At 64.2% G+C, this 25,994-nt stretch carries 22 protein-coding genes; 14 read left to right on the top strand and 8 right to left on the bottom strand.

Annotated features, from left to right (window positions below):
- Positions 1 to 170 precede the first annotated feature (170 nt).
- The 3 genes from BST28156_RS27775 to BST28156_RS27765 form a co-directional block, all read right to left on the bottom strand.
- A complete protein-coding gene (locus BST28156_RS27775; protein ID WP_060241314.1) occupies positions 171 to 1,307 on the bottom strand; it encodes a patatin-like phospholipase family protein in 1,137 nt (378 codons plus the stop codon).
- Positions 1,308 to 1,399: 92 nt separating this feature from the next.
- The gene (locus BST28156_RS27770) at positions 1,400 to 1,741 is read right to left on the bottom strand and encodes a cupredoxin domain-containing protein (protein ID WP_174903905.1); all 342 of its coding nucleotides are present in this window, start codon (positions 1,739 to 1,741) and stop codon (positions 1,400 to 1,402) included.
- 16 nt (positions 1,742 to 1,757) lie between these two features.
- Positions 1,758 to 2,702 (bottom strand): metallophosphoesterase family protein, encoded by a 945-nt coding sequence (locus BST28156_RS27765; RefSeq protein ID WP_174903904.1) that lies wholly within the window; start codon positions 2,700 to 2,702, stop codon positions 1,758 to 1,760.
- A 267-nt stretch (positions 2,703 to 2,969) separates the two neighbouring features.
- Between BST28156_RS27765 and BST28156_RS27760 the strand changes: the two genes are divergently transcribed.
- The 3 genes from BST28156_RS27760 (at position 2,970) to BST28156_RS27750 (ending at position 7,749) form a co-directional block, all read left to right on the top strand.
- Entirely contained in the window at positions 2,970 to 4,559 is a 1,590-nt protein-coding gene (locus BST28156_RS27760; protein ID WP_174903903.1) for an inorganic phosphate transporter, read from the top strand.
- Positions 4,560 to 4,639: 80 nt separating this feature from the next.
- The gene (locus tag BST28156_RS27755) at positions 4,640 to 6,391 is read left to right on the top strand and encodes an ABC transporter permease (protein ID WP_174903902.1); all 1,752 of its coding nucleotides are present in this window, start codon (positions 4,640 to 4,642) and stop codon (positions 6,389 to 6,391) included.
- An 11-nt stretch (positions 6,392 to 6,402) separates the two neighbouring features.
- Positions 6,403 to 7,749 (top strand): ABC transporter ATP-binding protein, encoded by a 1,347-nt coding sequence (locus tag BST28156_RS27750; protein WP_174903901.1) that lies wholly within the window; start codon positions 6,403 to 6,405, stop codon positions 7,747 to 7,749.
- Positions 7,750 to 7,799: 50 nt separating this feature from the next.
- On the opposite strand, the gene BST28156_RS27745 is transcribed toward BST28156_RS27750, so the two are convergent.
- Genes BST28156_RS27745 through BST28156_RS27725 form a run of 5 tightly spaced genes read right to left on the bottom strand, consistent with a single transcriptional unit; the run spans position 7,800 to position 13,125 of the window.
- A complete protein-coding gene (locus tag BST28156_RS27745; protein ID WP_174903917.1) occupies positions 7,800 to 8,918 on the bottom strand; it encodes a type VI secretion system protein TssA in 1,119 nt (372 codons plus the stop codon).
- A complete protein-coding gene (gene tssG, locus BST28156_RS27740; protein ID WP_174903900.1) occupies positions 8,915 to 9,988 on the bottom strand; it encodes a type VI secretion system baseplate subunit TssG in 1,074 nt (357 codons plus the stop codon). Before tssG ends, BST28156_RS27745 begins: the two co-directional genes overlap by 4 nt.
- Entirely contained in the window at positions 9,988 to 11,877 is a 1,890-nt protein-coding gene (tssF, locus tag BST28156_RS27735) for a type VI secretion system baseplate subunit TssF (RefSeq protein ID WP_174903899.1), read from the bottom strand. Before tssF ends, tssG begins: the two co-directional genes overlap by 1 nt.
- Positions 11,878 to 11,914: 37 nt before the next feature.
- On the bottom strand, positions 11,915 to 12,481 hold the full coding sequence (tssE, locus tag BST28156_RS27730) for a type VI secretion system baseplate subunit TssE (protein WP_174903898.1): 567 nt from the start codon (positions 12,479 to 12,481) through the stop codon (positions 11,915 to 11,917).
- Positions 12,478 to 13,125: a TagK domain-containing protein gene (locus tag BST28156_RS27725; protein ID WP_174903897.1), complete on the bottom strand. Its 648-nt coding sequence runs from the start codon at positions 13,123 to 13,125 to the stop codon at positions 12,478 to 12,480. The genes tssE and BST28156_RS27725 overlap by 4 nt, the downstream gene beginning before the upstream one ends.
- A gap of 543 nt (positions 13,126 to 13,668) precedes the next feature.
- On the opposite strand from BST28156_RS27725, the gene tssH reads away from it, so the two are divergent.
- From tssH to BST28156_RS27670, 11 genes are all read left to right on the top strand, one after another.
- Positions 13,669 to 16,350: a type VI secretion system ATPase TssH gene (tssH, locus tag BST28156_RS27720; protein WP_174903896.1), complete on the top strand. Its 2,682-nt coding sequence runs from the start codon at positions 13,669 to 13,671 to the stop codon at positions 16,348 to 16,350.
- A gap of 36 nt (positions 16,351 to 16,386) precedes the next feature.
- Complete coding sequence (tssB, locus tag BST28156_RS27715) at positions 16,387 to 16,926, top strand: type VI secretion system contractile sheath small subunit (RefSeq protein WP_174903895.1); 540 nt, start codon at positions 16,387 to 16,389, stop codon at positions 16,924 to 16,926.
- Between the two features lie 27 nt (positions 16,927 to 16,953).
- Positions 16,954 to 18,447 (top strand): type VI secretion system contractile sheath large subunit, encoded by a 1,494-nt coding sequence (tssC, locus tag BST28156_RS27710; RefSeq protein ID WP_069243796.1) that lies wholly within the window; start codon positions 16,954 to 16,956, stop codon positions 18,445 to 18,447.
- 92 nt (positions 18,448 to 18,539) lie between these two features.
- Positions 18,540 to 19,025, top strand: coding sequence for an Hcp family type VI secretion system effector (locus tag BST28156_RS27705; protein WP_009694946.1), 486 nt, complete (start codon positions 18,540 to 18,542; stop codon positions 19,023 to 19,025).
- A gap of 79 nt (positions 19,026 to 19,104) precedes the next feature.
- A complete protein-coding gene (gene tssJ, locus BST28156_RS27700) occupies positions 19,105 to 19,608 on the top strand; it encodes a type VI secretion system lipoprotein TssJ (RefSeq protein ID WP_174903894.1) in 504 nt (167 codons plus the stop codon).
- A 31-nt stretch (positions 19,609 to 19,639) separates the two neighbouring features.
- The gene (gene tssK, locus BST28156_RS27695) at positions 19,640 to 20,986 is read left to right on the top strand and encodes a type VI secretion system baseplate subunit TssK (RefSeq protein ID WP_174903893.1); all 1,347 of its coding nucleotides are present in this window, start codon (positions 19,640 to 19,642) and stop codon (positions 20,984 to 20,986) included.
- Between the two features lie 69 nt (positions 20,987 to 21,055).
- A complete protein-coding gene (locus BST28156_RS27690) occupies positions 21,056 to 21,382 on the top strand; it encodes a hypothetical protein (protein WP_174903892.1) in 327 nt (108 codons plus the stop codon).
- A 70-nt stretch (positions 21,383 to 21,452) separates the two neighbouring features.
- Complete coding sequence (locus BST28156_RS27685; protein WP_174903891.1) at positions 21,453 to 23,984, top strand: type VI secretion system Vgr family protein; 2,532 nt, start codon at positions 21,453 to 21,455, stop codon at positions 23,982 to 23,984.
- A gap of 10 nt (positions 23,985 to 23,994) precedes the next feature.
- Positions 23,995 to 24,879 carry a DUF4123 domain-containing protein gene (locus BST28156_RS27680; RefSeq protein WP_174903890.1) on the top strand — a complete coding sequence of 295 codons (885 nt, stop codon included), beginning with the start codon at positions 23,995 to 23,997 and terminating at the stop codon, positions 24,877 to 24,879.
- Positions 24,876 to 25,430, top strand: coding sequence for a DUF3304 domain-containing protein (locus BST28156_RS27675; protein ID WP_174903889.1), 555 nt, complete (start codon positions 24,876 to 24,878; stop codon positions 25,428 to 25,430). The genes BST28156_RS27680 and BST28156_RS27675 overlap by 4 nt, the downstream gene beginning before the upstream one ends.
- Before the next feature lie 136 nt (positions 25,431 to 25,566).
- The coding region (locus BST28156_RS27670; protein WP_174903888.1) for a DUF3304 domain-containing protein at positions 25,567 to 25,994 on the top strand (428 nt) is incomplete at its 3' end.

The raw sequence follows: 25,994 nt of genomic DNA, 5'->3' as shown, positions 1-25,994 counted from the left end.
CTGAATCGCGTGGACGATCCGAATGCTGCTTCGCGATCATCGATGTGCCCGGCAACGCCAAGGCGCCGGGCGATCCAGCCAATGAGGTCACATGCATTCGCATGCCGTTCGGCGTGATGCGCAGTTTTATCGGCGTGCCGCAGGGATGGGGGGGCGTCGCGCCGCCCCCCTCACGCAGTCCGCTCCCCGATCGCATTCTCCTCCGGACTATAGACCGTCAACCCCTCGACCGGATCCATCGGCATATCCCACGGCCGCGCGGCGATCGCCTGCATCGCGGCCTCGAAGCCCGCTTGCCGGCGAGCTGCGATGCCGGCCGGCGTGAAGTCGATATCCTTCCACTGATCGTCGCCGTCGAGCCGCGGCGCCGCGAGCTTGATCACGCGCATCGTCGTCTGGCAGCCCCACGCGGCGAGCGAGCGCACGTCGTCCGACGTGCGATCGGCTTCCGGCAGCCGCTTCACCAGTTCCTGGATCACATGGCGCAGCCGGTGAATCTGCTGCTGGCGCGCGATATTGCTGTCCGTACGGCTCGCGTACTGGATGTCCTTCTGCCGTTCCGACACCTGCCAGATGCTCTGCGGTTCCGGCCCGACCGGATTCCACATCTGCACGGAGAAGATGATCGAGCTGCGGCGCGGCGCATCGTCGAGCACGACCTCGACCGGCGTATTCGAATAGATGCCGCCGTCCCAGTAGGGCGCGCCGTCGATCCGCACGGCCGGGAACGCAGGCGGCAGCGCGCCCGAACTCATCACGTGCTCGAGGCCGAGCGGCCGGTCGCGCGAATCGAAGTAGCGCATCGCACCCGTGCATGCGTTCACCGCGCCGACCGTCAGGCGCGGGCGTCCCGCGTTCAGCAGGTCGATGTCGATCAGCGACGCGAGCGTGTCGCGCAGCGGCGTGCTCAGGTAATACGACGCGCGATCGACGCCGAGGCGCGCGAGCGGTCCGAGCCATGCGGCCGGATTCGGCAGGAAGAAGCCGGGCAGCCCGGCGCCGATGATCGCCAGTTCCGAAAAGATCTTGTCCCAGCTGATCGGGACGCCCGGCACGTTGACGCCGGGCCGCTCGGTCACGCGCCGCCAGAACTCGCCCATGCGCTCGGCGCGCTGCCCGGGTGCGTTGCCGGCAATCAGCGCCGCATTGATCGCGCCGATGGACGTGCCGATCACCCAGTCGGGCTGGATGCCCGATGCATGCAGCGCCTCGTACACGCCCAGCTGATACGCGCCCAGTGCGCCGCCGCCCTGGAGTACCAGTACGACCTGTCCCGGCAGTGTCGGTCTTGCGGGGTTTGCCGTCATCGCGTCCCTCGTCGTCGGTGGCGGCCGGCGGGTTCCGGCCGGATGGAACCAGTGTAGGCGATCGGCGCGCGGCGGCTGCCGCTTCGTGCGTGTCACTCGACCGTGATCGTCTCCTTCATGTACGGATGAATGCCGCAGAACACCTTGTAGATGCCCGGCTTGTCGAAGCGGAACGCAAAGGTCTCGTCCTGGTCGAGCGCCTTCGAATGGAAGATGCCGGCGTCGTTGACGACGGTATGCGGCTCCGCGTCGAGGTTCTTCCACGTGATCGTCGTGCCGGCCTTGATCGTGGTCGACATCGGCGAAAACATGAAATTGTGGATCGTCACGAGCGGGCCGTCCGGGCCCTGCCCGAACGCGGCAGGCGGTGCGCTCGCGGCGAGCGCGCACAGTGCGAGCGTGGCGAGCGGTTTCAGCAGTCGGGTGCGTGTCATGTCGATCTCCCCGGCTTCAGGCCAGCGTCGTGTCGTGCAGCGCGGATGCCGCCGGATGGCCCGCGAACTCGACGGTCGTCACGCCGAGCATCGACGGCAGCCGGTCGCGCGGCACCGTCAGCGGCACCGGGCCCGGACCGTTGCCGGCGGTCGGCTGCGGGAACGCGGTCGAGCGCGCGGTATGGAAGGTCACGTTGCCCTCGACCTTCGACACGATCTGATGGATGTGCCCGTTCAGCACGGTGACCGAGCCGAAGCGCCGCAGCAGCGCCATCGTCTGCGGCGCGTCGCCGGTGCCCCATCCCCACGGTTCGTAGATGGTCCACATCGGCATGTGCGAGAACACGACGATCGGCGTGCTCGATGTGCGGCCCTTCAGGTCCTGCGCCAGCCACGCGAGCTGATCGTCGCCGAAACTGCCGAGTCCGTTCGGCTTGAAGTGCATCACGTTGACGAGGCCGACGAAGTGCACGCCCGCGTGATCGAAGCTGTAGTAGCCGCGGTTGTCCGACGCCCTGCCGAAGCGGCTGAAGTATTCGGCGCCCGAGCCGTCGGTGACGTCGTGTTCGCCCGGCACCGTATGCAGTTCCGGCACGCGCAGCGCGGACAGCAGTTGCGATGCGCGATCGAATTCCTCCGGTTTCGACAGGTGCGTGATGTCGCCCGTATGGATGGCCAGCGCGGGGAGGGCCGGCATCCCGTTGACGAGCTCGATGGTCTGCTGCAGCGTGGCCGCGACGTCGGGATTCGCTTCCTTGTTGAAGCCGATGTGCGTGTCGCTGATCTGCACGAACAGCGGGCGCCCCGCATCGGCCGGATGCGCGCCGCTTTCCTGCGCGAGCGCGAGGTCGAACGGCGTCAGCACGCCGCCGGACAGCGTGAACAATGTGCCCAGGCCGCCGAAGGCCATGCACTGCAAGGCCCTGCGGCGCGACGGGCGGGTGGGGTTCGATGAAGACATGTGAGCCTCGCAATCGTATGACGGAACCGGACGGCCGGATCGTCCGGGAATAAGCCGGCGTGTTTCGCATGCGATACCGATGCGACGACGGATTTATTCCCGCGAATTCGTTCGAGTCGCGAGTCGCGAAGGCGACGCTTACGGCGTCCGGCGCGTCGCACGAGCGCCCGACGATGACGCGTTAATGTCCTGTAATCGATCTGTCACATTTGCGTCATGCCCGACCGATAGCCTGCGACACCGAATCACATCTCCGGAGTACCGTTCATGCCGAACCTCGCGGCGACGGAAGCAAGCGGCGCGGTCGGCCAGCGCACGCGCACCATCAGCTTTGCGCTGTTTTTTCTGGTCATTGCGTGCGGCATCGTCTACATCGCGATTCATCTCGGCGCCGACCTCGGCCCGGTCAAGGAAAGTTCGGCACTGCCATTCCTGCTGCTCGTCGTCGCGCTACTGATCGCGCTCGGCTTCGAGTTCGTGAACGGCTTTCACGACACCGCGAATGCGGTCGCCACCGTCATCTATACGCATTCGCTCGACCCGCATCTCGCGGTGGTCTGGTCGGGCCTGTGGAATCTGTTCGGCGTGCTCGTGTCGAGCGGCGCCGTCGCGTTCGGCATCGTGCAGTTGCTGCCCGTCGAACTGATCCTGCAGGTCGGCAGCGGCGCGGGCTTCGCAATGGTGTTCGCGCTGCTGATCGCGGCCGTCACGTGGAACCTCGCGACCTGGTATTTCGGACTGCCGTCGTCGAGCTCGCACACGCTGGTCGGCTCGATCATCGGCGTCGGCCGGATGAACCAGATCGTCAGCGGCCCGTCGGGCACGAGCGGCGTCGACTGGAACCAGGCGCTCGGCGTCGGCAAGGCCTTGCTGTTCTCGCCGCTGATCGGCTTCGTGCTGTCCGCGCTGGTGCTGCTGGTGCTGAAGGCGGTCGTGCGCGTGCCCGCGCTGTACCGGGAGCCGAAGCGCAACACGCCGCCGCCGTTCTGGATTCGCCTGCTGCTGATCCTCACGTGCACGGGCGTGTCGTTCGCGCACGGCTCGAACGACGGGCAGAAGGGCATGGGCCTGATCATGCTGATCCTGATCGGCGTGATGCCGACCGCATACGCGCTGAACAAGGCCGTGACGCCCGATCAGACCAGCACGTTCGTCGCGGTCGCGCGTCACGCGTCGACGACGCTCGCGAAGTACGGCGATGCGTCCGCGTCGTCCGCCGACGCGCGCGCCGACGTCGAGGCATACGTGCGCACGCGCACGCTGACGCCGGCGACCGTGCCGGCGCTGCGCAAGCTCGCCGACACGATCGCCGACCAGGTCGCGCAGGCCGGCGGGATTTCGTCGGTGCCGCAGAACCTCGTCGACAACGTGCGCAACAATATGTACGTCGCGTCCGAGGCGATTCGCCTGATGGAAAAGGCGAAGGCGCCGGCATTCTCCATCGAGGACGCGAGCGCGCTCGAAGCGTTCAAGAAGCAGATGGACCACGCGACGAAATTCATCCCGACCTGGGTGAAGGTCGCGGTTGCGATTGCGCTCGGCCTCGGCACGATGGTCGGCTGGAAGCGGATCGTCGTGACGGTCGGCGAAAAGATCGGCAAGTCGCATCTCACGTACGGGCAGGGCGCATCGGCCGAAGCCGTCGCGATGCTGACGATCGGCATGGCCGACGCATACGGACTGCCGGTATCGACGACGCACGTGCTCGCGTCGGGCGTGGCCGGCACGATGACGGCGAGCGGCTCGGGCCTGCGCTGGGACACGGTGCGCAACCTCGTGCTCGCGTGGGTGCTGACGCTGCCCGCGTCGATCGCGCTGTCTGCCGTGCTGTACTGGGCGCTGCACCGGATCTTCTGATCCGCGCGACTGCCGGCCACGGCCGCCGGACATGATCCGGCCGGCTCCATCGCTTTCCAATCCAACAGAAGACGCTACCGATGGATATCAGTTTCGATCCGAACCGCACCGCGAACGCTTCGGCGTGGCGCGTGCTGCCCAACCGCTGGGATGCCGTCGCGTTTCCGCTGATCATCTGCCTGCTCGCGATGGCCATCGTCGGCTTCCACGAGACGATGGCGCCGATCGCCACGCTGCAGACGCAGAAGATCTCGCTCGACCCGTCGAACCTGCCCGAATACGCGCTGCGCACGACGCTGCGAATGCTCGCGGCGATGGTCGCGTCGCTCGCGTTCACGCTGGTCTACGGCACGCTTGCCGCGAAGAGCCGCCGCGCGGGGATGGTGCTGATCCCGATCCTCGACATCCTGCAGTCGGTGCCGGTGCTCGGCTACATCTCGTTTACGGTCACGTTCTTCCTTGCGCTGTTCCCGGGCCGCGTGCTCGGCGCGGAGCTGGCGGCGATCTTCGCGATCTTCACGAGCCAGGCGTGGAACATGACGTTCAGCTTCTACCAGTCGCTGCGCACGGTGCCGCGCGACCTGAACGAAGTGTCGCGCGGTTTTCACCTGACGGCGTGGCAGCGCTTCTGGAAGCTCGAGGTGCCGTTCTCGATGCCGGGCCTGATCTGGAACATGATGATGTCGATGTCGGGCGGCTGGTTCTTCGTGGTCGCGTCGGAGGCGATCACGGTCGGCAACCAGACGATCACGCTGCCGGGGATCGGCGCATATCTTGCGCAGGCGATCGCCGACAAGAACCTCGGCGCGGTGGGCTGGGTAATCGTCGCGATGACGGTCGTGATTCTCGCGTACGACCAGTTCCTGTTTCGCCCGCTCGTCGCATGGGCCGACAAGTTCCGGATGGAGAACACCGCGTCCGGCGACGCGCCGCAATCGTGGCTGCTCGACATGCTGCGCCGCACGCGGCTGATTCACCAGTTGCTGGTGCCGGCCGGCTGGCTGCTGTCGCAGGCGGCGCGCGTGCCGCTGCGCGTCCCGTCGCTGCGCGGTGCGCGCGACCGCGACGCGTCGGCGCGTCGTTCTTCGCGCGTCGGCGACATCGTGTGGGGCGCGCTCGTGATCGTGCTGACCGTCTACGTCGTGTGGCGCGTCGTGTCGTACGTGAGCACCGGCGTGACGATGGCCGAGGTCGGCCACGTGCTGATGCTCGGGCTCATCACGCTGCTGCGCGTGCTCGTGCTGATCGCGATCGCATCGGTGATCTGGGTGCCGCTCGGCGTGCTGATCGGGCTGCGTCCCGCGCTCGCGGAGAAGATTCAGCCGCTCGCGCAGTTTCTCGCCGCATTCCCGGCGAACCTGCTGTTTCCGGTGTTCGTGATCGTGATCGTCCACTTTCGTCTGAACGCGGACATCTGGCTGTCGCCGCTGATCGTGCTCGGCACGCAGTGGTACATCCTGTTCAACGTGATCGCCGGTGCGATGTCCTACCCGAACGATTACAAGGAAGCCACGAAGAATTTCCGTATTCGCGGCTGGCAGTGGTGGCGGCAGGCGATCCTGCCGGGCATCTTCCCGTACTACGTGACGGGTGCGATCACCGCATCGGGCGGCGCATGGAACGCCAGCATCGTGTCGGAGTTCGTGCAGTGGGGCGATACGAAAGTCGTCGCGCACGGGCTGGGCGCGTACATCGCGCAGATGACGGCCGCCGGCGACTTTCCGAAGATCATCCTGGGCATCGCCGTGATGTCCCTGTTCGTTACCTTGTTCAACCGTCTGCTGTGGCGCCCGATGTATGCCTATGCGGAATCCCGGCTCCGTCTCGACTGAGAGTAAGCGCGATGCAAAATCCGAATGTTGTGAATGCCCCCGTCCAGACGCCGCCGACCGCCCAGCCGCCGCGCCTGGGTGACGAAATCCTGCGCGTCGAGCACGTCTGTCGAGGTTTCAACAAGACCCAGGGCGAACTGCTGGTGCTCGACGATGCGAACCTGTCGCTGCGCGAAGGCGAGATCGTCGGGCTGCTCGGCCGTTCCGGTTCCGGCAAGTCGACGCTGCTGCGGATCATCGCCGGGCTGATCGAGCCGACCGACGGCGACGTGACCTATCTCGGCAAGCCGTTGCGCGGGCCGGCCGAAGGCGTCGCGATGGTGTTCCAGACCTTCGCGCTGTTCCCGTGGCTGACCGTGCTGCAGAACGTGGAGGCCGGCCTCGAAGCACTCGGCGTCGATGCACGCGAGCGGCGCGAGCGCGCGCTGGCCGCGATCGACCTGATCGGTCTCGACGGTTTCGAGAACGCGTATCCGCGCGAGCTGTCGGGCGGGATGCGGCAGCGCGTGGGCTTTGCGCGCGCGCTGGTCGTCGATCCGACGATCCTGCTGATGGACGAACCGTTCTCCGCGCTCGACGTGCTGACGGCCGAGACGCTGCGTACCGACCTGCTCGACCTGTGGACGCAGGGCCGCATGCCGATCAAGTCGGTGCTGATCGTCACGCACAACATCGAGGAAGCGGTGTTCATGTGCGACCGGATCCTGGTGCTGTCGTCGAACCCGGGCCGGGTGATCGCCGAGATCAAGGTGCCGTTCAAGCATCCGCGCAACCGGCTGGACCCCGACTTCCGCAAGCTGGTCGACGACATCTACGCGAAGATGACGGCCCGCCAGACCGGCGAAGCGACCCGGAAAGGACTCGAACTCGGCAGCTGGCTGCCGCGCGTGTCGACCAACCTGATGGCCGGCCTGATCGAGACGCTCGCGATGGCGCCGTACCACGGCCGTGCGGACATGCCGGAAATCGCGCGGTCGCTGCATCTGGAGGTCGACGACCTGTTCCCGATCGCGGAAGTGCTGCAGTACCTCGGCTTCGCGGACGTGCGGGAAGGGGACGTATTCCTGACGCCGCCCGCGCGCGTGTTCGCGGAGTTCGGCACGCAGGAGCGCAAGCTGATGTTCGCCGATCACCTGCTGAAGCACGTGCCGCTGGCCGCGCGGATCAGGAAGGTGCTGAACGAGCGGCCGGGGCATCGCGCGCCGCGCGTGCGCTTCGAGCAGGAGCTGGAGGATTTCCTGTCGGACGACGCGGCCGAGGAGACACTCGATGCCGTGATCGACTGGGGGCGTTATGGCGAAGTGTTTTCGTATAACGACAAGACGGAGGTGTTTAGTCTGGAGGATGTCGAGAGTTGAGCGCCGGGTGTGCGCGGCATCCCGCTACGCCGGGGCATGACGGGATGCCGTCATGATTCGTCTGCCTCTTCCCATTGCGCGAGCAGTTCCGGCGGGATGGCCTTGACGACATCGACATAGCGTTTTCCGACGAATTGTTCGGCGCGTCTGAGCAGCACCGGAATGGGGCTGCTCGGTTCGTGCGTCTCGAACCAGTGGCGTGCCGCGCAGATCAACGTCAACGCGGCCTGCCGGTTCGTCGGCGCAACGGAGGCGGATGCGACAACGGATGTCGAACTTCGGGCGGCCGCTTGCGCGTCATTTGCATGGGACGGCACAAGCGGTGCCTCGGCGAACGCCGGCAGCGCAGGCGTGCCGCATTCCTCGGGTTTGGCCGAAGGCAGCGTGCCGGATCGTGTGCCGCCTTGTGGTTCACCCGCCTGAAAGAGCCGGAGCAGGCGAATCAACGGGGAAAAATCCGGCAGGAACGTCTCGAGGTGCGTCGCGCACCACGCATCGATGGCGGAGAGGTTCGAGATCGCGTCGTCGAAGGCCTGCATCGTCGACGGCTGCTGTTCGCGCAGGTTCTGCAACTGCAGCGCGACCGAATCGGGTGCGAGCGCATCGGCTGGGCGCGGATGCGCGAACGCACGCTCGACGTCGCGTACCTGCAGCCGGGTCGCGGTCGATCGCGTCAGGACGATTTCCCGCACGTCGGCCAGCAAGCCGTCCGGATCCGACAGCGCCTGCAACGCATTCATCCGCATCTCCAGCGCGGCATGGCGATCGTTGTCGACCTCGGCCTGCGGATGCACCTGTTCCGGAAACGCCCGCAACCAGGCCGCCAGTAGCCCCGTTCCATCCGCAAGACCTGCCACGCCGCCCAGGCGCGTGCGGCAGCGCGCATGCAGCACGGCGACGCGCATGTCCTTCGTCCGCGTCATCAGCCGCCGGCAGTCTCGCTCGATCTCGCTCCAGTTCAGCGGATCGGGCGAACCGACGAAGCCGCCGTATTGCACGTCCTGCCTGGGCGCGGTGCCGGCAAACAGCACCACGAAATCATGGTCGTATTCGAGATCCGGGCCGCACGGCGCCGACTCGCTCAACGGCGCGAGCCAGTTCTTCTGCGACGTATCGGCGGCGGCCGCCCGGCCGGGCTTGTTCTGCGTGGTGGACGATTTCCTGCTCATGGTCGATGTTCGGAGGCCGTATCGCGGCGATTGAAATGGCGTGCATGGCGTTCGGGCTCGAAGCGCATGCCGGTGATCGGCCGGTCGGGTGCAGGCCGGCCCAGCCAACCGGACCAGCCCAACCGCTGCCGGCCGCCCATTACGGCCGGCGGCGCGCTCTCGGGCTTGATGCGAAGCTCGAGCTCCCATTCGAGCTCGCGGCCGACGAAGGCCCGAACCCACTCGACGAGTCGCGGCAGGTCTTCGCCTTGCGGTGTGAAGCGCAGGTACGCGTCGAGATCGACGGGGCCGATCACGATGCGGAACCGGTGCTGGCGGTCCGGCGCGACGCGCCCGAGCACGGCGCCGCGGCCCATCGTCGCGGCGGCGCCCGGATAGCCCATGCGCCCGCAGTCGGCCGGATCGATTTCGATCCAGTGAAAGGCGTTTTCGTCCACGGCGACCGGGACGCCGAAATAATGTTCAAGCGTCGCGCGCAGGCCGTCCGGATTGCGCGATTCGCGAACGAGATGGGCCGAGGCGGCCAGGCGCGCATGCGACGGAAGGGCGCCCCGGTCGATCTCGCCGATGTCGTGTCCGACCAGGCTGGCGATATAGAACGAGAACCGTTCGTCGTGCTTCCGGTCGAGGCCCGCAGCTGCCTGTGCGGAGGCCCACGCACGATAGAACAGCGTGAAGAACCGGTGATGGAAGATGTCGAAGAAGTCCGCCGTGGTCGTGTCGCGACGGCTGTTTTCCCGATCCCTCGCGATTTCGGTCACGTGGACGGGGAGCGGGCCGTTGGGCCCCAGCATGCCGAGGCCGAACAGCCGCACCTTGAGTCGCCCGGCTGCTTCGTGTGCGCTCGCGATTTCCCGCGGAGCGAAGGTCAGGCTCGGCTGCTGGCCCAGTCGGAAGGGTTCGGCCTGCGGCCGGCGCGCGGTGCCGACCGGATCGATCGCGGGGTTCGCGCCGATCCGCCGCAGCAACGACAGGAACCCGAAACGCCAGGGCTCGGCCTGCAGGGCGTCGAGCAGCTCGGGCGACAGCGCGTTGTCGCGCAGCGGTGCGCAGAGCGTGGCGCGCTGCATCACAGGGCTCCGCGCGTACCGGTGCGCGCCGGCCAGCGCGCGATCCGGCCGCGTTGCATCGAATGCAGTTCCGTCTGCGTGAAGCTGTTGATCGACACGTGCCGCGCGAGCCAGTGTTCGAGGATCGTGCCGAAAAGATAGGGGCTCACGCCCGAGAAGCCCGTCTCGTCGACCGTCAGCGCGCATTCGATGCCGCGACCGAAGGTCATCGGGCCGGTTCCCGGCAGCTTGCGCGTGACGGGGCGCGTTTTCACGCCGACGAGGCTTTCGACCTGCCGGCGCTGCCCGGTGTCGCCATCCACGAGATACAGGCGCAGCAGGTCGCGCAGGCCTTGGCCGCCTTCGCGATGATCGAGCGCCTCGAACGGCAGATGGTCGAAGTTCAGCTGGCGGATCAGACGCCATGCCATTTCCCGCTCGGCATACGGCGGTAACGGTGCGCTCGGCGGGCGGATCAGACCGATGCTGTCGACCGGCGCGGATTGTGCGGTCTCGAGGTCGCGCACACCGTCGCGCGGCACGAGCGTGGCGAGATCGCGGTTCGTCAACAGCGCGTCGACCGACAGGAAGCGGATGTTTTCGCCATAAGGCGCCTCGGCCTGGTCGACCAGCGAGAGAAACACCTCCGTCCCCACGTACGGCGTGCGCGTTCCGTAGCGGCGCGCCGAATCGGACAGCAGGCGCCGCTCGCGCCGTACCGAAAAATAGCGCCCGTGATTGCCTTCGTCGTTGTTCAGCGTCTGATAGAGCGGCCGGAATTCGAGTTCGGAGGACGTGGCGGCGACCTGCCCGTAGACGGCGCTGACCGAGAACACCTCGTAGTCGAGCGGCGTGAGTCGAGCCGGAACGAGATGGAATTCGGTGTCGCGCGGCGAGATCTCGACCCGATCGGTGTGCTTGCGGAACAGATTGACGACGGGCGTGCAGAAGAGCGCGAAGCGCGACGCATCGACGAGATTGGCGAGCGGCCCCGGCGCACGGTCGAGCAGCACGACGATCTCGACTTCCCGGCCGTCGATGCGCGAGAGCCCTTCGGCAAGGCCGTTCAACGCGAAGAACCAGAACCGCGCGGGGCAGGCGAAGTACTCGTGCAGCAGATTGTGCCCGTGAAACTTGGCCCAGTTCAGCGGCAGCAGGCTCTGATCGGTGCGCAGTCCTTCGTGTTCGACCGCGCGCTCGGTGACGGCCGCCGGTGCGCGGCCGGGCCTGCCAAATTCGCCGGGTGCGCCGATTACCGAGGCGATGCCGCCTGCATGCAGCAATTCGAACAGATGCGACGCGACCTGTTCGTCGCCCGCCAGATAGACCGGAAGTCGGTCGAGTCCTTTCAGGTCGGCGATCCGCATGTTGCCGGTGGTCGCGAGCCTGATCCGCAGCGCCCCGCGCACTGGCGTATCGGGCGCGCTATAGCGCTCCAGCGCCGGGATGTCCGGTGGAATGCCGGTCAGCCGGGCGTCAGTGATCGCGAGCGGCCACAGCGTGACGTCCTGTCCGCTCGTGAACCGGCAGGCCGTGCGCTCGCCGTCGGGAATCTGCGCGGTGAACGTGGTGCCGCGCGCGAGGCGGTAGCCATCGACGAGGCTGCCTTCGGACTGTCCGGGGTACAGGCGAGCGATCGAGATCGACGGGGTCGGCGCGACGTAGTTCGGGTAGATGACCTCGAGCAGCCTTTCCGTGAAGCGCGGAAACTCCGCATCGAGCTTGATCTGCATGCGCGCGGCCATGAAGCTGAACGATTCGATCAGGCGCTCGACATAAGGGTCCGCCACTTCGCCGGCCTGCATGCCGAGCCGCCGTGCGATCTTCGGATGCGCATGCGCGAACTCGGCGGCGAGCTCGCGCATGTAAATGAGTTCCTGGTTGTAGTAGTCGAGCAGTCGCGGGTCCATCGGAGAGGCCTCGTTGTGATCGTGGTGTGTGCCGCGCTCAGCCGGCGCGCATGCCCGTGATGCGGATTTCGCTCGTTTCGAGGTCCAGCGAGCTTTGCACCATGAATTCGAGCGGATACGGATCCATGTGAATCAGGCCGCGCACTTCGAAGGCGAGCACGTTGTGATGTTCGCCCGCGGTATCGGCATCGGGATCGGTGCGGGGCGATACCACCAGCGAATCCGGAATCAGGCGCGGCTCGAAATCGCCGATGGCGCGGCGGATCATGGTTTCGACGTCGCTCCACCGGCGCGATGCGATAAAGGTGCCGGCAAGCGGCGGTACGCCGAAATTCACCGTCGACGCGGCGGCTTGCGGATAGCGCGCACGATCGATCCGGTCTTCGATACTCGTCGTGTTGAGCAGATAGGCGAGATCGCGCTGCACGATGTCGCGCATCTGCCTGCGCGTGACCGTGTATTCGTCGGGGGCTTCGGTCCGTCGATGCGGTGCGTCATCGCGCAGGCGGTCTAGCAGCGTCGGCATCAGATGCGAGCTGGCTCGCCGCGGCGTACGAACAGTCGGTGCATCGGCGCCGGACTGGCGTTTTCTGCGTTCGGTCATGGCGAGTCCTGGCGCAAGGGCGCGGCCAGCGGGCTGTCCACGGACAGCGCATGGTGCTCTCGCCGGGTTAGCGGCGGCGGGGCGGGAGCGCTGCCCGCAGACTCGGCATGGAACTCGGGTGGCGCGAACAGTCGCAGGATCTCCGGAACGGATTCGCCGTCGATCGTCGTTTCCGCGCGTCCGTCCAGACGACCGAAGGCATCCTCGATCGTGCGATTGCCGGACAGGAATGTCTCGATCGAGTCCGAATGCCGATGGCTTTCGCAGGGAGGCGGGGCGTGCGGGTGATCCGGCGCGATCGGGGACGTGAGCGTGTCGTTCACCGACGGAGCCCACGTCGAAGCAATCGGCGCGCCGGGGTCGGCGAGGGCGCGCCAGTACTGTGCATGGAGCGCGTCGATCAGCGCATCGGTGTGACCGGACTCGATACCGGCCGTGTCCTCCGCGTCACGTGGACGGGTGGCCGCGCCTTCCCGCGTGCCGATACCGAGCTGACCGAGCATGTCGTCGTCGGCGTGTGCGGAACCGAAGGCGCCGTCGAGCCGCAACGCGTCGGTAACGGGCTGCGGACGTGCTTTGTCCGGCGCGGATGCGACGGGCGGCATGTTCGGCTGACGATGCCAGGATGGGCGACGGAAGCGCATGGACGGGTCCGGTGTGCGAAAGAACTGAAAATAAAACGAGAGTATCGATCAATCTTTCGTCTCAAAAAAGTGCCTGGTCGAGAAAATGGTGGAGGGCGGGGTGAAAATAGATTGTTAAAGACTGCAACAGATCAAATAAAAATCTTATTGGAATCAAAAGACTGATGTCTTTTTCTTGTGTTGAGGATGGTGGTGTTTCGCTTTTTATCTCGAAATAACAATGAGTTGAAGGGGGTGATTCGGGCCGGGGAAGGCGTGTGGATCGTACATGACCGATAGATGGGTTAGGCACGGGTTCGATGCGATTGAATATAGGACGAGTCTGAAATTTTATTAAGAGCTTTAGATGCAATTAATGCGTTGACGTTTTTATTGTTTCGTGTTGATAATTCGGTCCTGATTCGAGTCGGCCGTTTTTTTAGAATCTGAGAGAGGGGTGTGTTTCGAATGATCGAGATCACGCCTGGCATGGTGACCAGAAAGGAGTCCTGATTGCCGTGGCGTATTCGTTCGCAACACGCTAACGAACAAAACAAGACCATCATGAACATTTCACGCCAGACCTTGTTCGGCAAGCTCGGGGTCGAGCTCTACCGGGGAATCGAATCGGCGACGCGTTTCTGCAAGCTGCGCGGGAACCCGTTCGTCGAGCTCGTCCACTGGCTGCACCAACTGCTCCAGCAGCCGGACGGCGACCTGCAGCGGATCGTGCGCCATGCGGATATCGATTGCGATGCGCTCGAGCGCGACCTTGCGCGGGCGCTGGCTGCGCTGCCGGCCGGCGCGAGCTCGATCAGCGATTTCTCCTGGCACATCGAAACGGCCATCGAGCGCGGCTGGGTGCTGGCGACCCTCGGCCATGGCGATCGTCGCGTGCGCGGCGCATGGCTGGTCGCAGCGCTGGTCTCGACACCCGAACTGCGGCGCGTGCTCCTCGCCATTTCCGCCGAGTTCGCCAAGATACCGGCGGCCAATCTCGGCGACGTGCTTCCCGCCTGGATCGACGGGTCGCCGGAGGCAGCGGACGAGCCGTACGATCGCAGCGAGCTTGCGCCGGCGCTGCCGGGCGAGGCGTCCGGTGCCGTGTCGGGCGCGCCGCAGGGCAACGCGCTCGAGCGGTATTGCCTGGATCTCACTGCGCGGGCGCGCGCCGGCGAAATCGATCCCGTTGTCGGCCGCGAACTCGAAATCCGCACCATGATCGACGTGCTGCTGCGTCGGCGGCAGAACAACCCGCTGATCACCGGCGAGGCCGGCGTCGGCAAGACTGCGGTGGTGGAAGGATTGGCGCGAGCGATCGCGGCGGGCAACGTGCCGCCGAATCTGGCCGACGTGAGGCTGCTGAGCCTCGATGTCGGCGCGCTGCTCGCAGGGGCCAGCATGAAGGGGGAATTCGAGGCTCGCCTGAAGGGCGTACTCGAGGCCGCAGCGCGCTCGGCCGCGCCCATCATCCTGTTCGTCGACGAAATCCATACGCTGATCGGCGCGGGCGGGCAAGCCGGCACCGGCGACGCCGCCAACCTGCTGAAACCGGCGCTCGCGCGCGGCACGATTCGCACCATCGGCGCGACGACCTGGACCGAATACAAGCGACATATCGAGAAGGATCCGGCGCTGACGCGGCGCTTTCAGGTGGTGCAGGTCGCGGAGCCGTCCGAAGCGGCGGCGGCCGACATGGTTCGCGGCCTCGCGTCGACGTTTTCCTCGCATCACGGCGTCGTCGTACGGGACGAAGCGATCCGTGCCGCCGTGACGCTGTCGCATCGTTACATTCCGTCCCGTCAATTGCCCGACAAGGCGATCAGCCTGCTCGACACCGCGTGCGCGCGCGTGGCGCTGTCGCAGCACGCGACGCCGCGCGAGCTGGACGACGTGCGGCAACGCCTGGCTGCCGCGCGTATCGAAGAGAAGCTGCTGGTGCAGGAGGCCCGTATCGGTCTCGATGCGGACAAGGCATTGCATCGCGTGCGCATGCGCATCGACGCGCTGGTGACGGAAGAAACGGCGCTCGCGGATCGCTGGTGCGCACAGGCGCAGGCCGCGCAGGCGTTGCTTTCCGCGCGCGAAGCCGCGATTACGGACGCGGCGGATTCGCCGGTATCGCTCGACAGCTTGCGCGAACTCGAACGGACGCTGGCCGCGCTGCAGGGCGATGCGCCGCTCGTCTTTCCCGAGGTCGACGCCGCCATCGTCGCCGAGATCGTGTCGGACTGGACCGGCATCCCGGTCGGCCGCATGGTCACCGACGAGATTGCCGCCGTGCGCCGCCTTCCGGAAACGCTCGCGGCACGCGTGATCGGGCAAAGCGATGCGCTGGGCCTGATCGGCGAGCGGGTGCAGACCGCGCGGTCGGGGCTGACCGATCCGAAGAAGCCGCTGGGCGTGTTCCTGCTTGCCGGCCCGTCCGGCGTCGGCAAGACCGAGACGGCACTGGCGCTGGCCGAGGCGCTATATGGCGGCGAGCAGAACCTGATCACGATCAACATGAGCGAGTATCAGGAAGCGCACACGGTGTCGGGCCTGAAAGGCGCGCCGCCCGGCTATGTCGGTTACGGCGAGGGCGGTGTGCTGACCGAAGCGGTGCGCCGGCGGCCCTACGCGGTCGTGTTGCTCGATGAGATCGAGAAAGCGCATCGCGACGTGCACGAAATGTTCTTCCAGGTGTTCGACAAGGGCTACATGGAGGACGGCGACGGCCGCCATATCGACTTCCGCCATACCACCATCCTGCTGACGAGCAACGTCGGCGCCGAGCTTAGCGCGAGCCTGTGTGCGGCCCCGGCGCTGACGCCGGATCTCGACGGCCTGCGCGACGCGCTTGCACCGGAACTGCTGAAGGTATTCCCGGCGGCGTTCATGGGGCGTGTGACCGTCGTGCCGTACCGGCCGCTCGCCGCCGACGCGCTCGCGAGCATCGTCCGCCTGCATCTGGACCGCGTCGCGAAACGCATGGCGGACAGTCACGACATCGTGCTCGTCTGCGACGACGCAGTCGTGCACTACATCGTCGGCCGTTGCCTCGTTCAGGAGACGGGTGCGCGCGTGCTGATCGGCTTCATCGAACAGCATGTGCTGCCGCGCCTTTCCGCGCTCTGGCTCGATGCGTTCGCATCGCGCATGCCGCTCGCGCGCATCGCGATTGGCGTAACCGATTCCTCCGCGTCGCCGGCGCAGGCGCTGACGTTCGAGGCCACCCCTTCCCATTCCGCCGAGCCACGTCGTTGAGCTCGACATCCGTCAACCACCGGCAGGAGACCGTTCATGTCCGCTAGCAGTTCGCAGAAGTTCATCGCGCGCAATCGTGCGCCGCGTGTGCAGATCGAGTACGACGTCGAAGTGTATGGCTCGGAGAAGAAAGTCGAGCTTCCGTTCGTGATGGGCGTGCTTGCCGACCTCTCCGGCAAGCATCCGGTCGAGCCGCTGCCGGCGGTGTCGGAGCGCCGCTTTCTGGAAATCGATATCGACAACTTCGACGAGCGCATGAAGGCGATCCGGCCGCGCGTCGCGTTCGCCGTGCCGAATACGCTGACGGGCGAAGGCCAGATGATGGTCGACATGACCTTCGAAAGCATGGAGGACTTCTCGCCGGCCGCGATCGCCGACAAGGTCGAGCCGCTGCGCCGTTTGCTGCAGGCGCGTACGCAGCTGGCGAACCTGCAGACCTACATGGACGGCAAGTCGGGCGCGGAGGCGCTCGTGACTCAGTTGCTGCAGGACCCGGCGCTGCTGAAGTCGCTGGCCGCAGCGCCGCGACCGGAGCGCCATGAAGCGGACGCGGCCGATCCCGGCGACGCGAGCTGACCGACAAACCGATCGAGGATGACCATCATGGCAAAACAGCAAGTACAGGCCATCGAGACGCAGGCCGCTACCCAGTCCGATTTCACGCAACTGCTGGAGCGGGAATTCCGGCCGAAGACGGACCAGGCCCGCGCGGCGGTGGAACATGCGGTGCAGACGCTCGCGGAGCAGGCGCTCTCGCAGTCGATCACGATCAGCGACGACGCCTACAAGAGCATCGCGGCCATCATCGCGCAGATCGATCGCAAGCTTTCCGAGCAAATCAACCTGATCCTGCATCACGACGACTACCAGGCGCTCGAATCCGCGTGGCGCGGCCTGAACCATCTCGTGTCGAACACCGAGACGGACGAGCACCTGAAGATCCGCGTGATGGACGTGTCGAAGGCCGAACTGCATCGCACGATGCGGCGCTACAAGGGGCTGGCGTGGGACCAGAGCCCGCTTTTCAAGCAGATCTACGAACAGGAATACGGCCAGCTCGGTGGCGAGCCGTACGGGTGCATCGTGGCCGACTACTACTTCGACCACACGCCGCCGGACGTCGACCTGCTCGGTTCGATCGCGAAGGTGGCGGCGGCCGCTCACACGCCGTTCGTGACCGGTGCGGCGCCTTCGGTGCTGCAGATGGAGTCGTGGCAGGAACTGGCGAACCCGCGCGACCTGACCAAGATCTTCACGCAGAACCTCGAATACACCGCGTGGAATTCGTTGCGCAATACCGAGGATGCGCGCTACGTCGGCCTCGCGATGCCGCGCTTCCTGGCGCGGCTGCCGTACGGCGCGAAGACCAATCCGGTCGACCAGTTCGACTTCGAGGAAGACACGAACGGCTCCGACCACAGCCGCTACGGCTGGGCGAACGCGGCGTATGCAATGGGCGTCAACATCAACCGCTCGTTCAAGCAGTACGGCTGGTGCTCGCTGATCCGCGGCGTCGAATCCGGCGGCACGGTCGACAACCTGCCGTGCCATACGTTCCCCACCGACGACGGCGGAATCGACATGAAGTGCCCGACCGAGATCGCGATCTCGGATCGTCGCGAGGCCGAGCTGTCGAAGAATGGCTTCATCCCGCTCGTGCATCGCAAGAACACCGATCACGCGACCTTCATCGGCGCCCAGTCGTTGCAGAAGCCGGCCGAGTATCACGACCCCGACGCAACCGCCAACGCGAATCTGTCGGCGCGCCTGCCGTACCTGTTCGCCTGTTCGCGCTTCGCGCATTACCTGAAGTGCATTGTGCGCGACAAGATCGGCGCGTTCAAGGAGCGCGAGGACATGCAGCGCTGGCTCAACGAATGGATCATGAACTACGTCGACGCCGACCCCGCGAACTCGTCGCAGGACACGAAGGCGCGCCGGCCGCTCGCGGCGGCCGAGGTGCTGGTCGAGGACGTCGAAGGCAATCCCGGCTACTACCAGGCGAAGTTCTTCCTGCGCCCGCACTTCCAGCTCGAAGGGCTGACCGTTTCGCTGCGGCTCGTGACGAAGCTGCCGTCGATCAAGGAAGCCGCTTAAGCATCCGGCAGGTCCCGCAAGGCCGCACGTCGAACCGCTTCGGCAGACGACGATCGGCCCGATTCCAACGTTCACTAAAAGGAGTACTACGCATGGCACAGGACATTTTTCTGAAGATCGACGGCATCAACGGCGAATCGCTCGACGACAAGCACAAGGACGAGATCGAAGTCCTGAACTGGGACTGGGAAATCCTGCAGGAATCGTCGATGCATTCGGGGAGCGGCGGCGGCGCCGGGAAGGCGACCGTCAAGGATCTCACGTTCGAACACAACATCGACCGCGCGAGCCCGAACCTGATGAAGTACGCGCTGACGGGCAAGCACATCGACCAGGCCGTGCTGGTGATGCGCAAGGCCGGCGGCAACCCGCTCGAATACCTGAAGCTGACGATGAGCGACGTGATCGTCACGCGCGTGAAGCCGTCGGGCAGCAAGGCCGGCGAGGAAAAGAGCCGCGAGACGGTGTCGCTGTCGTTCTCGAAGGTCAAGCAGGAGTATGTCGTGCAGAACGCGCAGGGCGGAAGCGGCGGCGCCGTCACGGCGAGCTTCGACATCAAGGGCAACAAGGAAGCGTAAGCGCGATGCGTCGCGCGCGGCAGCGCATTTGCGTTCTCCGCGTGCGGCGCATTGCGTGGTTCATCGAGGTGAATTTCGTATGCGTTCGATTCTGACTGCCGCTTCGGCCGCCGCGGTCGTGCTGCTCTCCGCCTGCGCGAGCGGCGAACCGAGGCCGAAGGTGCCGATTCGGCTCGAACTGGCCATCAACGCGGCATCCGACGTGAATCCGGACGATCGCGGACACGCGGCGCCGATCCTGGTGCGTCTCTACGAGCTGAAGAACGGCAATGCATTCGAGGCGGCGGATTTCTTCTCGCTGGAAACACAGGAGAAGACGGTGCTGGCCACCGACGTCGTCAAGCGCGACCAGTTCCAGTTGCGCCCCAGCGAGCATCGGAAAGTTGTCCGGCGGCCCGATCCGGAAACGACTGCCATCGGCGTGATCGCGGCCTATCGCGATCTGCCGAATGCGGTATGGCGGTCGGTCTACACGATGCCTGCCGCGCCCGACAAGGCGTGGTATCGGCTTGTTACACCGAAGCTGAAGCTGACTGTCGATCTCTCGGCCAAGGCCGTCACGATCGAGGAAACGAAGAAATGAAACACGTCGTGCAACGAAACGGACGAGACGTATGAGCTGGTACGCCAAGGTCGCCTGGCAGGAAGGGTTGTTTTTCAGACCGCAGCTTTTCCAGCAACAGGAGCGCTACTTCGAGAAGTACGCGCACATGCGGGCGGCGCCGCTGTCGCCGTTTTTCTTCGGTTTCGTGCATTACGCGCTCGATCTGGAGTCGCTCGCGCTCGGGAAAGTGATCGTCAAATCGGCCGCCGGCGTGTTCGCCGACGGCACGCCGTTCGACGCGCCGGGCAATACGCCGCTGCCGCCGCCGTTGACGATCCGTCCGGAACACCTCGACCAGGTGATCTATCTGGCCGTGCCGGTACGTTTGCCGAACTGCGAGGAAACGACGTTCGAGGATACGCCCGATTCGATGGCGCGCTATCAGGTGTTCGATGCCGAGCTGCGCGACTCGAATTCGATCGGGCTGGCGCCCGAGTCCGTCCAGCTGTCGAACCTGCGGCTGCGTCTGGTGCCGGAGAAGGAGCTCGGCAACGCATGGATCGGTCTTGCTCTGACGAGCGTAAAGACCATTCGCGCGGACGGCTGCATCGAACTGGACGACACGATCGTGCCGCCCGTATCGGGCTATGGCGCGAGCGATTTGCTGACGAGCTGGGTCACGAAGATCCACGATCTCGCTCATCTGCGCGCGAATGCGCTGTCGCAGCGGCTGGCCGGCACGGACGACACGACCGCGAGTGCGGCGACGGTCACGGATTACCTGCTGTTGCAGATCCTCAACCGGTACGAGCCGTTGCTGCAGCACATGCTGCGCGTGCCGACCACGTCGCCGGCGGAGGTCTACACGCTGCTGATCGCGATGGCGGGCGAGCTGTCGACCCATCTGCGCACGGACACGCGCCGTCCGCTCGATACGCATCCGCCTTATCGGCATACGACACCGCATCTTTGCCTGAAGCCGCTGGTGGACGACACGCACCGGCTGCTCAATGCCGTGCTCGTGCGTAGCGCGCAGAGCATCGCGCTCGAGGATCGGGGGCACGGCATGCGCAATGCGGTGGTCGATCCAGCCGATATGCAGGGTTTCGCTTCGCTGGTGCTCGCCGTGCATGCGGCGATGCCGCCCGACGTGCTGCGCCAGCAGTTTCTCGCGCAGGCGAAGGCGGGGCCGTCGGAAAAGCTGCCGAGCCTGGTGCGTAGTCATTTGCCGGGCATCGGCATGCAGGCGCTGCCGGTGCCGCCGCGGCAGATTCCGTTCAACGCGGGATATATCTATTACGAGCTGACACAGGGCGGGGCGCTGTGGGAGGAGGTGGTGCGTCACGGCGGGATCGCGTTGCATGTGGCGGGGGAGTTTCCGTCATTGAAGCTTGAGCTTTGGGGGGTACGCACATAGGGCGATGGTTACGAACGCACTGGATAACGAATTGATTCAATCTCGGCATGCGCTTGACTCGAATTTGATATGGAAAATCTGACTGAACGTACACCCGGACCGTCTCGTGGAAGCCCTGTGCTTCGCGGTTTCGGTCTCGCCTGGTTGCTCTTTATCGCGGCGTATTGGACCGTTACATCTATCGATCCGATGCGTAACTTGTTTTGGCGCGGATACTTTTTTCTCGCGCCCCCGATTGCCGTGATCGTGGTTGCCGGATTCTTTGCAATGCGCGGAGAAAAGCGTTTTGCAGGGGGAATGTTTGCCGGCCTTGTCTCTGTGATGTGCGTGATTGTTTATTTGTTGTTTTCTCTATTTTTTGGAAATTCCCATTCCATTGTTAACGGTTGGAAGTAAGGCCGGGTAGGCGTTATGGATCAGCGTATTGCATACGGTCAGTGACTCGATTGATTCAAGGGGCATCGGAATGGCTTTGTTTGATGCATCACGGACGCTATCGGTTTCCGGCGCGGCGTTGCCGATATACGGTGGTCAGTCGCTGCTGACGCCGGTGAAGCTCGCGGGCGGCGAGACGATAGGCGAGTTGTTCGAATACGTCCTGGAGCTGAAGACGCCAGACGCGCTCGCGTTCTCGCCGAGCATCGCTGCGAACGTCGATCTCGATGCGCTGATCGGCACGGAGGTGACCGTATCGATCCAGCTCGAAGGCCGTGGGCATTTCATTCCGGGCCTTGCCGGTGGTGCCGGTATGGCGAATGTCGGCGCAGGCACGCGCGAAATCACCGGCATTGTCAGTCAGGCGACGATCGTCCGTGAAGACGGCCGTTCGATCGTCTATGCGCTGACGCTGCGGCCGTGGCTCTGGCATGCGACCAGGAATTGCGACTGCCGCATTTTCCAGGACATGACGGTTGTCGAGATTACGGATACCGTGCTGTCGGCCTATCCGTTTCCGGTCGATAAACGACTGACGACGCCTCGGCCGAACAAGGTATGGCCCAAGCGCGACATTCAGCGCCAGCATTTCGAAAGCGATTGGACGTTCCTGCAGCGTTTGTGGGAAGAGTGGGGTATCTGCTACTTCTTCGAGCATGGCGAAGGCAAGCATCGGCTCGTGCTTTGCGATTCGATGGGGGCGCTCAAGCCGCTCGGCAACGCCTATGCCGAGCTTCGCTACGAACCGCCGACCGGTCGGCGCATCGACGAGGAGCATATCCATGAATTCTCGGTGTCACATGCGCTGACCACGGGCGCGGTGACGGCTGTCGACTACGACTACACGTTGCCGCGAGCGAATCTGACCGTGACGCGCGAGGATCCCCGCGATACGGGCCTCGCCCATCAGGAGCGCTATTCGTTGGGTGACTACGCACAGCCGCAAGCGGGGGCGGCCGGACTCTCCGGCGCGCACAACGAGCCGCGCACCGAAGCGGAATACCTGACGTTGGTGCAGATGCAGGCCTGGCGGTGTCAGGGATTGAGGGCACACGGCAAGGGCAATTTGCGCGGCATCGTCACCGGGCAGACGTTCGTGCTGTCGCACTACCCGCAAGAGGCGGCGAATCGCGAGTACGCGGTGATTGCTTGCCGGCTGGCGATTGAAGAGATCGGCGAAGCGTCCGGGGCCGGTCAGCAGTATCGGTGCGAAGCGGATTTCACGGTGCAACCGACCAATGAGCCGTTTCGGCTACTGCGCACGATTGCCAAGCCGCGGATGAACGGTGTCGAGTATGCCGTCGTGACCTGTCCCGACAACCAGGAAATCTGGACCGATGCCTACGGGCGGGTGAAGCTGCAGTTTCTCTGGGACCGGCTCGGCAAGAACGACGAGCGTTCCAGCTGTTGGGTACGGGTTGCCGGCGCGTGGCATGGCGATCAGTTCGGCGGCGTCTTTCTTTCGCGTCGGGGGCAGGAGGTCGAGGTTGCCTTCGTCAATGGCGATCCGGACTTGCCGATCGTCGTGGGGAGCGCGGTCAACGCATTCAATATGCCGCCGTTCGCGTTGCCGGAGAACCAGGCGCTTGCCGGTTATCGCAGCAAGGAAATCGGCGGCCGGCGGGCGAATACGCTGGCTTTCGACGATACGAACGGCAAGATTCAGGCGCATTTGTCGAGCGATGAAGGGTGTTCGCAGTTGAATCTGGGGTACATCACGCGTATTGCGGGGAATGCGGGGCGGCAGGAGGAAAGGGGCCGGGGGGCGGAGTTGCGGACGGACGGCCACGGCGTGTTTCGTGCGGGGCGAGGGATGCTGCTTACAACGGAAGCACGTCCGAATGCACAAGCCCATATGACCGACATGAGCGAAACGACTGCACGGTTGGAGGAAGCCACGCGTTGGCAGTCGACGATTGCTCAACTTGCGCAACAGGCCACGGCGCAAGACACGAACGCCCATCAGGAAGAAGTCGCCGAAGCGCTGGCCAAACAGAACGCCGCCATACGCGGACCGCAAAGCCGCGCCGACGACGTTTTTCCCGAACTGGGTGCGCCGCACGTCGTCATTGCCGGCGCGGCCGGTATCCAGAGCACCACCCCCGCGACAACGCATATCGCGAGCGGTCAGCACGTCGCGTTGACGAGCGGAGCACACATTGCGGCATCGGCGAGCGGGAGCGTCCTCGTCAGCGCTCAGGACTCGGTGCGTCATTTTGCAGCGCGTGGAGGCATGAAGTCCGTCGCGGCGGATGGCGATATCGACATACACGCACTGCAGAAGGCGATCAATCTGCTGGCTCTACTCGAGATCAACGTCACCAGCGACACGATCCATATCAAGGCCCAGAAGAAACTGGTTCTCAACGGTGGCGGAAGCTATATCGAGCTTGAGCAGGGCAGCATCAAAAGCGGCACCAGCGGTGTCTGGGTGGCACATGCAGCGACCCACTATTTCCCGAAACCCGACGAAGTACCCGTTGAGCTTCACGTTCCCAAGGTATGCATCGAATGTCTGCTGAAAGCTGCGAAGAGCGGTGCATCGATAGTGCCGCGGCTTTGAGACCGGTCTTATGAAAACAGCAGACGACAACGGAAAACTCTACGGACTGGCCGATGGGGCGCAGTACCCGGAGGCGCTTGCTGCATGGGTGCTCGAGTTTTCGCCGGAGGTGCGGTCGCTATTTGAAGGGTTGCCTGAGGAGGAGGCCGGGAACGCGGCGCCGATTCTTTTCGAGATCGACGACGCGCATAGCGAATGGGTTCGTCATGTCGATCTGATGGATCGGTATCGGCCATGCTTCACGGTGATGCGCAGTGCGCTCGATATCGATGGGCTCAAGATTCATTTTCAACGCTTTCTTTTTGCGGACATCGGCGAAGGCATGCAGGTTCTGCTTCGCTGGTTCGATCCACGCTCGCTTCCGTCGATTGTGGATGTCTTCGGCAAAGCGGCGAGCATTGAACTCATGCACCCGATAACCACATGGATGTACCGCGGTGCAAACTCGGAGTGGCAGTACCTCGCTATTGACGAGCATTCGCACGGCGACCATGTAGGGCAGTTTTCGCTGTCACTCGATCAGCGGCAGCTCGATGCGTTGGAAAGGCACGACGAGCCGCATGCGCTCATGAGCGAGTTGAGCGACCTTGGCTTGATCGATGCGAATCAGCCATATGCCATCAGGTACCGGGATTTTCTTCGCCGATATGACCGCGCGGTTCAATGGGGGCTGACTCTTCGGGCAGACCTTCATGCATTCTGCGTGGCCTCGTATCAGTATGGCGAAGCGTTCGACCGCCAGGGTGATATTCCATCGGCAATCCGATTGGCTGTTGCAGGGGAGGCGTCGTTGCTGCAAGCGTTTGAGCTGGTTCCAGCATATATCTGGCGAGATTTGATGCGTGATGTCGGCAGTCGAGCGAAGCCTCCAGATGGACAGGAGGCTGACAGATGATCGTGTTCTTTTTGAAACGCTTTGCCGGTCTTTTCGTTGTTCTCTTTCTGACAACGATTCTTGGGTGCTCGGACAAAAACCAGAGCAACCCGTCAGATGTGAGCGGTTACAACTATACCGACTATTACATCGCGGGATTCCGCGTCGGGAGCGAAGGTGACGAGTTCCCCGCGGGTGGGCCGAATATTTTTCCTAAAAAGGACGGTCAAGCGCGCTCGGGTGGAGGGAAATTCATATGCTGTATCAGCATTCCCGCTCATTGGCGCCCAGGCATGAAGGTAGTGATCAAGTGGAAGGTTGACAAAATCCAAGATGGGAAGACCCCAGGTAAATGGTACACGGCGACCACCGAGGTGCCGCCGTATGGGCGACGCACAGCGGGCTTTGTGGTGCATTTTCTGTCGGACGATCGGATTCGAATCCAGATCAGAGATGAGAGAGGAATTCTTCCGAAAATCGACGATGACGATCCCTATATCGTACAGGGCGTACTGGACCCGGAATTGAACAAGAAGCTAGGAGAGGGCGATGAGCGTCATTCGATGGCCTGAGCCATTCAACGAGCGATTGGTGGAAAGCAAAGTTGATAAGGCAATGGGCAAGAGCGCATTGGCACGACTGTCCAGCCGCTGTCGCAGATGTCATGCGTCATCTTGATCGCGACTATACAAACGAGGATATCTCGAGATGAATATCGCTGTTCTGAAGCGGTTTTTTGTTTTGCTAATCGGTTCGCTGCTCGGAACGATTGCTGGTTGCTCGGACGGAAACGAGAGTAACCCGTCAGATGTGAGCGGTTACAACTATACCGACTATTACATCGCAGAATTCCGCGTCGGAAGTGAAGGCGATGAGTTCCCCGCGGGTGGGCCGAATATTTTTCCTAAAAAGGACGGTCAGATGCGTTCGGGAGGGGGGGGATTCGTGTGCTGTATCAGCATTCCTGCTCACTGGCATCCGGGCATGAAGCTCGTGATCAAATGGCGGCGGGACACGAAACCCTACGACAAAGACCGCAGCGGTGATCAATGGCTTACTGCGACCACCGAGGTGCCGCCGTATGGGCGACGCACAGCGGGCTTTGTGGTGCATTTTCTGTCGGACGATCGGATTCG

The sequence above is a fragment of the Burkholderia pseudomultivorans genome, assembly GCF_902499075.1.
Lineage (GTDB): Bacteria > Pseudomonadota > Gammaproteobacteria > Burkholderiales > Burkholderiaceae > Burkholderia > Burkholderia pseudomultivorans.
Note: the sequence above shows the minus strand (reverse complement) of the source record. Positions and strands in the feature narration are given on the sequence as shown.

What these genes read in the sequence shown, in the direction of transcription:
- BST28156_RS27775 (WP_060241314.1), bottom strand. Translation starts at nt 1,307, where the DNA reads ATGACGGCAAACCCCGCAAGACCGACACTGCCGGGACAGGTCGTACTG.
- BST28156_RS27770 (WP_174903905.1), bottom strand. Translation starts at nt 1,741, where the DNA reads ATGACACGCACCCGACTGCTGAAACCGCTCGCCACGCTCGCACTGTGC.
- BST28156_RS27765 (WP_174903904.1), bottom strand. Translation starts at nt 2,702, where the DNA reads ATGTCTTCATCGAACCCCACCCGCCCGTCGCGCCGCAGGGCCTTGCAG.
- BST28156_RS27760 (WP_174903903.1), top strand. Translation starts at nt 2,970, where the DNA reads ATGCCGAACCTCGCGGCGACGGAAGCAAGCGGCGCGGTCGGCCAGCGC.
- BST28156_RS27755 (WP_174903902.1), top strand. Translation starts at nt 4,640, where the DNA reads ATGGATATCAGTTTCGATCCGAACCGCACCGCGAACGCTTCGGCGTGG.
- BST28156_RS27750 (WP_174903901.1), top strand. Translation starts at nt 6,403, where the DNA reads ATGCAAAATCCGAATGTTGTGAATGCCCCCGTCCAGACGCCGCCGACC.
- BST28156_RS27745 (WP_174903917.1), bottom strand. Translation starts at nt 8,918, where the DNA reads ATGAGCAGGAAATCGTCCACCACGCAGAACAAGCCCGGCCGGGCGGCC.
- tssG (WP_174903900.1), bottom strand. Translation starts at nt 9,988, where the DNA reads ATGCAGCGCGCCACGCTCTGCGCACCGCTGCGCGACAACGCGCTGTCG.
- tssF (WP_174903899.1), bottom strand. Translation starts at nt 11,877, where the DNA reads ATGGACCCGCGACTGCTCGACTACTACAACCAGGAACTCATTTACATG.
- tssE (WP_174903898.1), bottom strand. Translation starts at nt 12,481, where the DNA reads ATGACCGAACGCAGAAAACGCCAGTCCGGCGCCGATGCACCGACTGTT.
- BST28156_RS27725 (WP_174903897.1), bottom strand. Translation starts at nt 13,125, where the DNA reads ATGCGCTTCCGTCGCCCATCCTGGCATCGTCAGCCGAACATGCCGCCC.
- tssH (WP_174903896.1), top strand. Translation starts at nt 13,669, where the DNA reads ATGAACATTTCACGCCAGACCTTGTTCGGCAAGCTCGGGGTCGAGCTC.
- tssB (WP_174903895.1), top strand. Translation starts at nt 16,387, where the DNA reads ATGTCCGCTAGCAGTTCGCAGAAGTTCATCGCGCGCAATCGTGCGCCG.
- tssC (WP_069243796.1), top strand. Translation starts at nt 16,954, where the DNA reads ATGGCAAAACAGCAAGTACAGGCCATCGAGACGCAGGCCGCTACCCAG.
- BST28156_RS27705 (WP_009694946.1), top strand. Translation starts at nt 18,540, where the DNA reads ATGGCACAGGACATTTTTCTGAAGATCGACGGCATCAACGGCGAATCG.
- tssJ (WP_174903894.1), top strand. Translation starts at nt 19,105, where the DNA reads ATGCGTTCGATTCTGACTGCCGCTTCGGCCGCCGCGGTCGTGCTGCTC.
- tssK (WP_174903893.1), top strand. Translation starts at nt 19,640, where the DNA reads ATGAGCTGGTACGCCAAGGTCGCCTGGCAGGAAGGGTTGTTTTTCAGA.
- BST28156_RS27690 (WP_174903892.1), top strand. Translation starts at nt 21,056, where the DNA reads ATGGAAAATCTGACTGAACGTACACCCGGACCGTCTCGTGGAAGCCCT.
- BST28156_RS27685 (WP_174903891.1), top strand. Translation starts at nt 21,453, where the DNA reads ATGGCTTTGTTTGATGCATCACGGACGCTATCGGTTTCCGGCGCGGCG.
- BST28156_RS27680 (WP_174903890.1), top strand. Translation starts at nt 23,995, where the DNA reads ATGAAAACAGCAGACGACAACGGAAAACTCTACGGACTGGCCGATGGG.
- BST28156_RS27675 (WP_174903889.1), top strand. Translation starts at nt 24,876, where the DNA reads ATGATCGTGTTCTTTTTGAAACGCTTTGCCGGTCTTTTCGTTGTTCTC.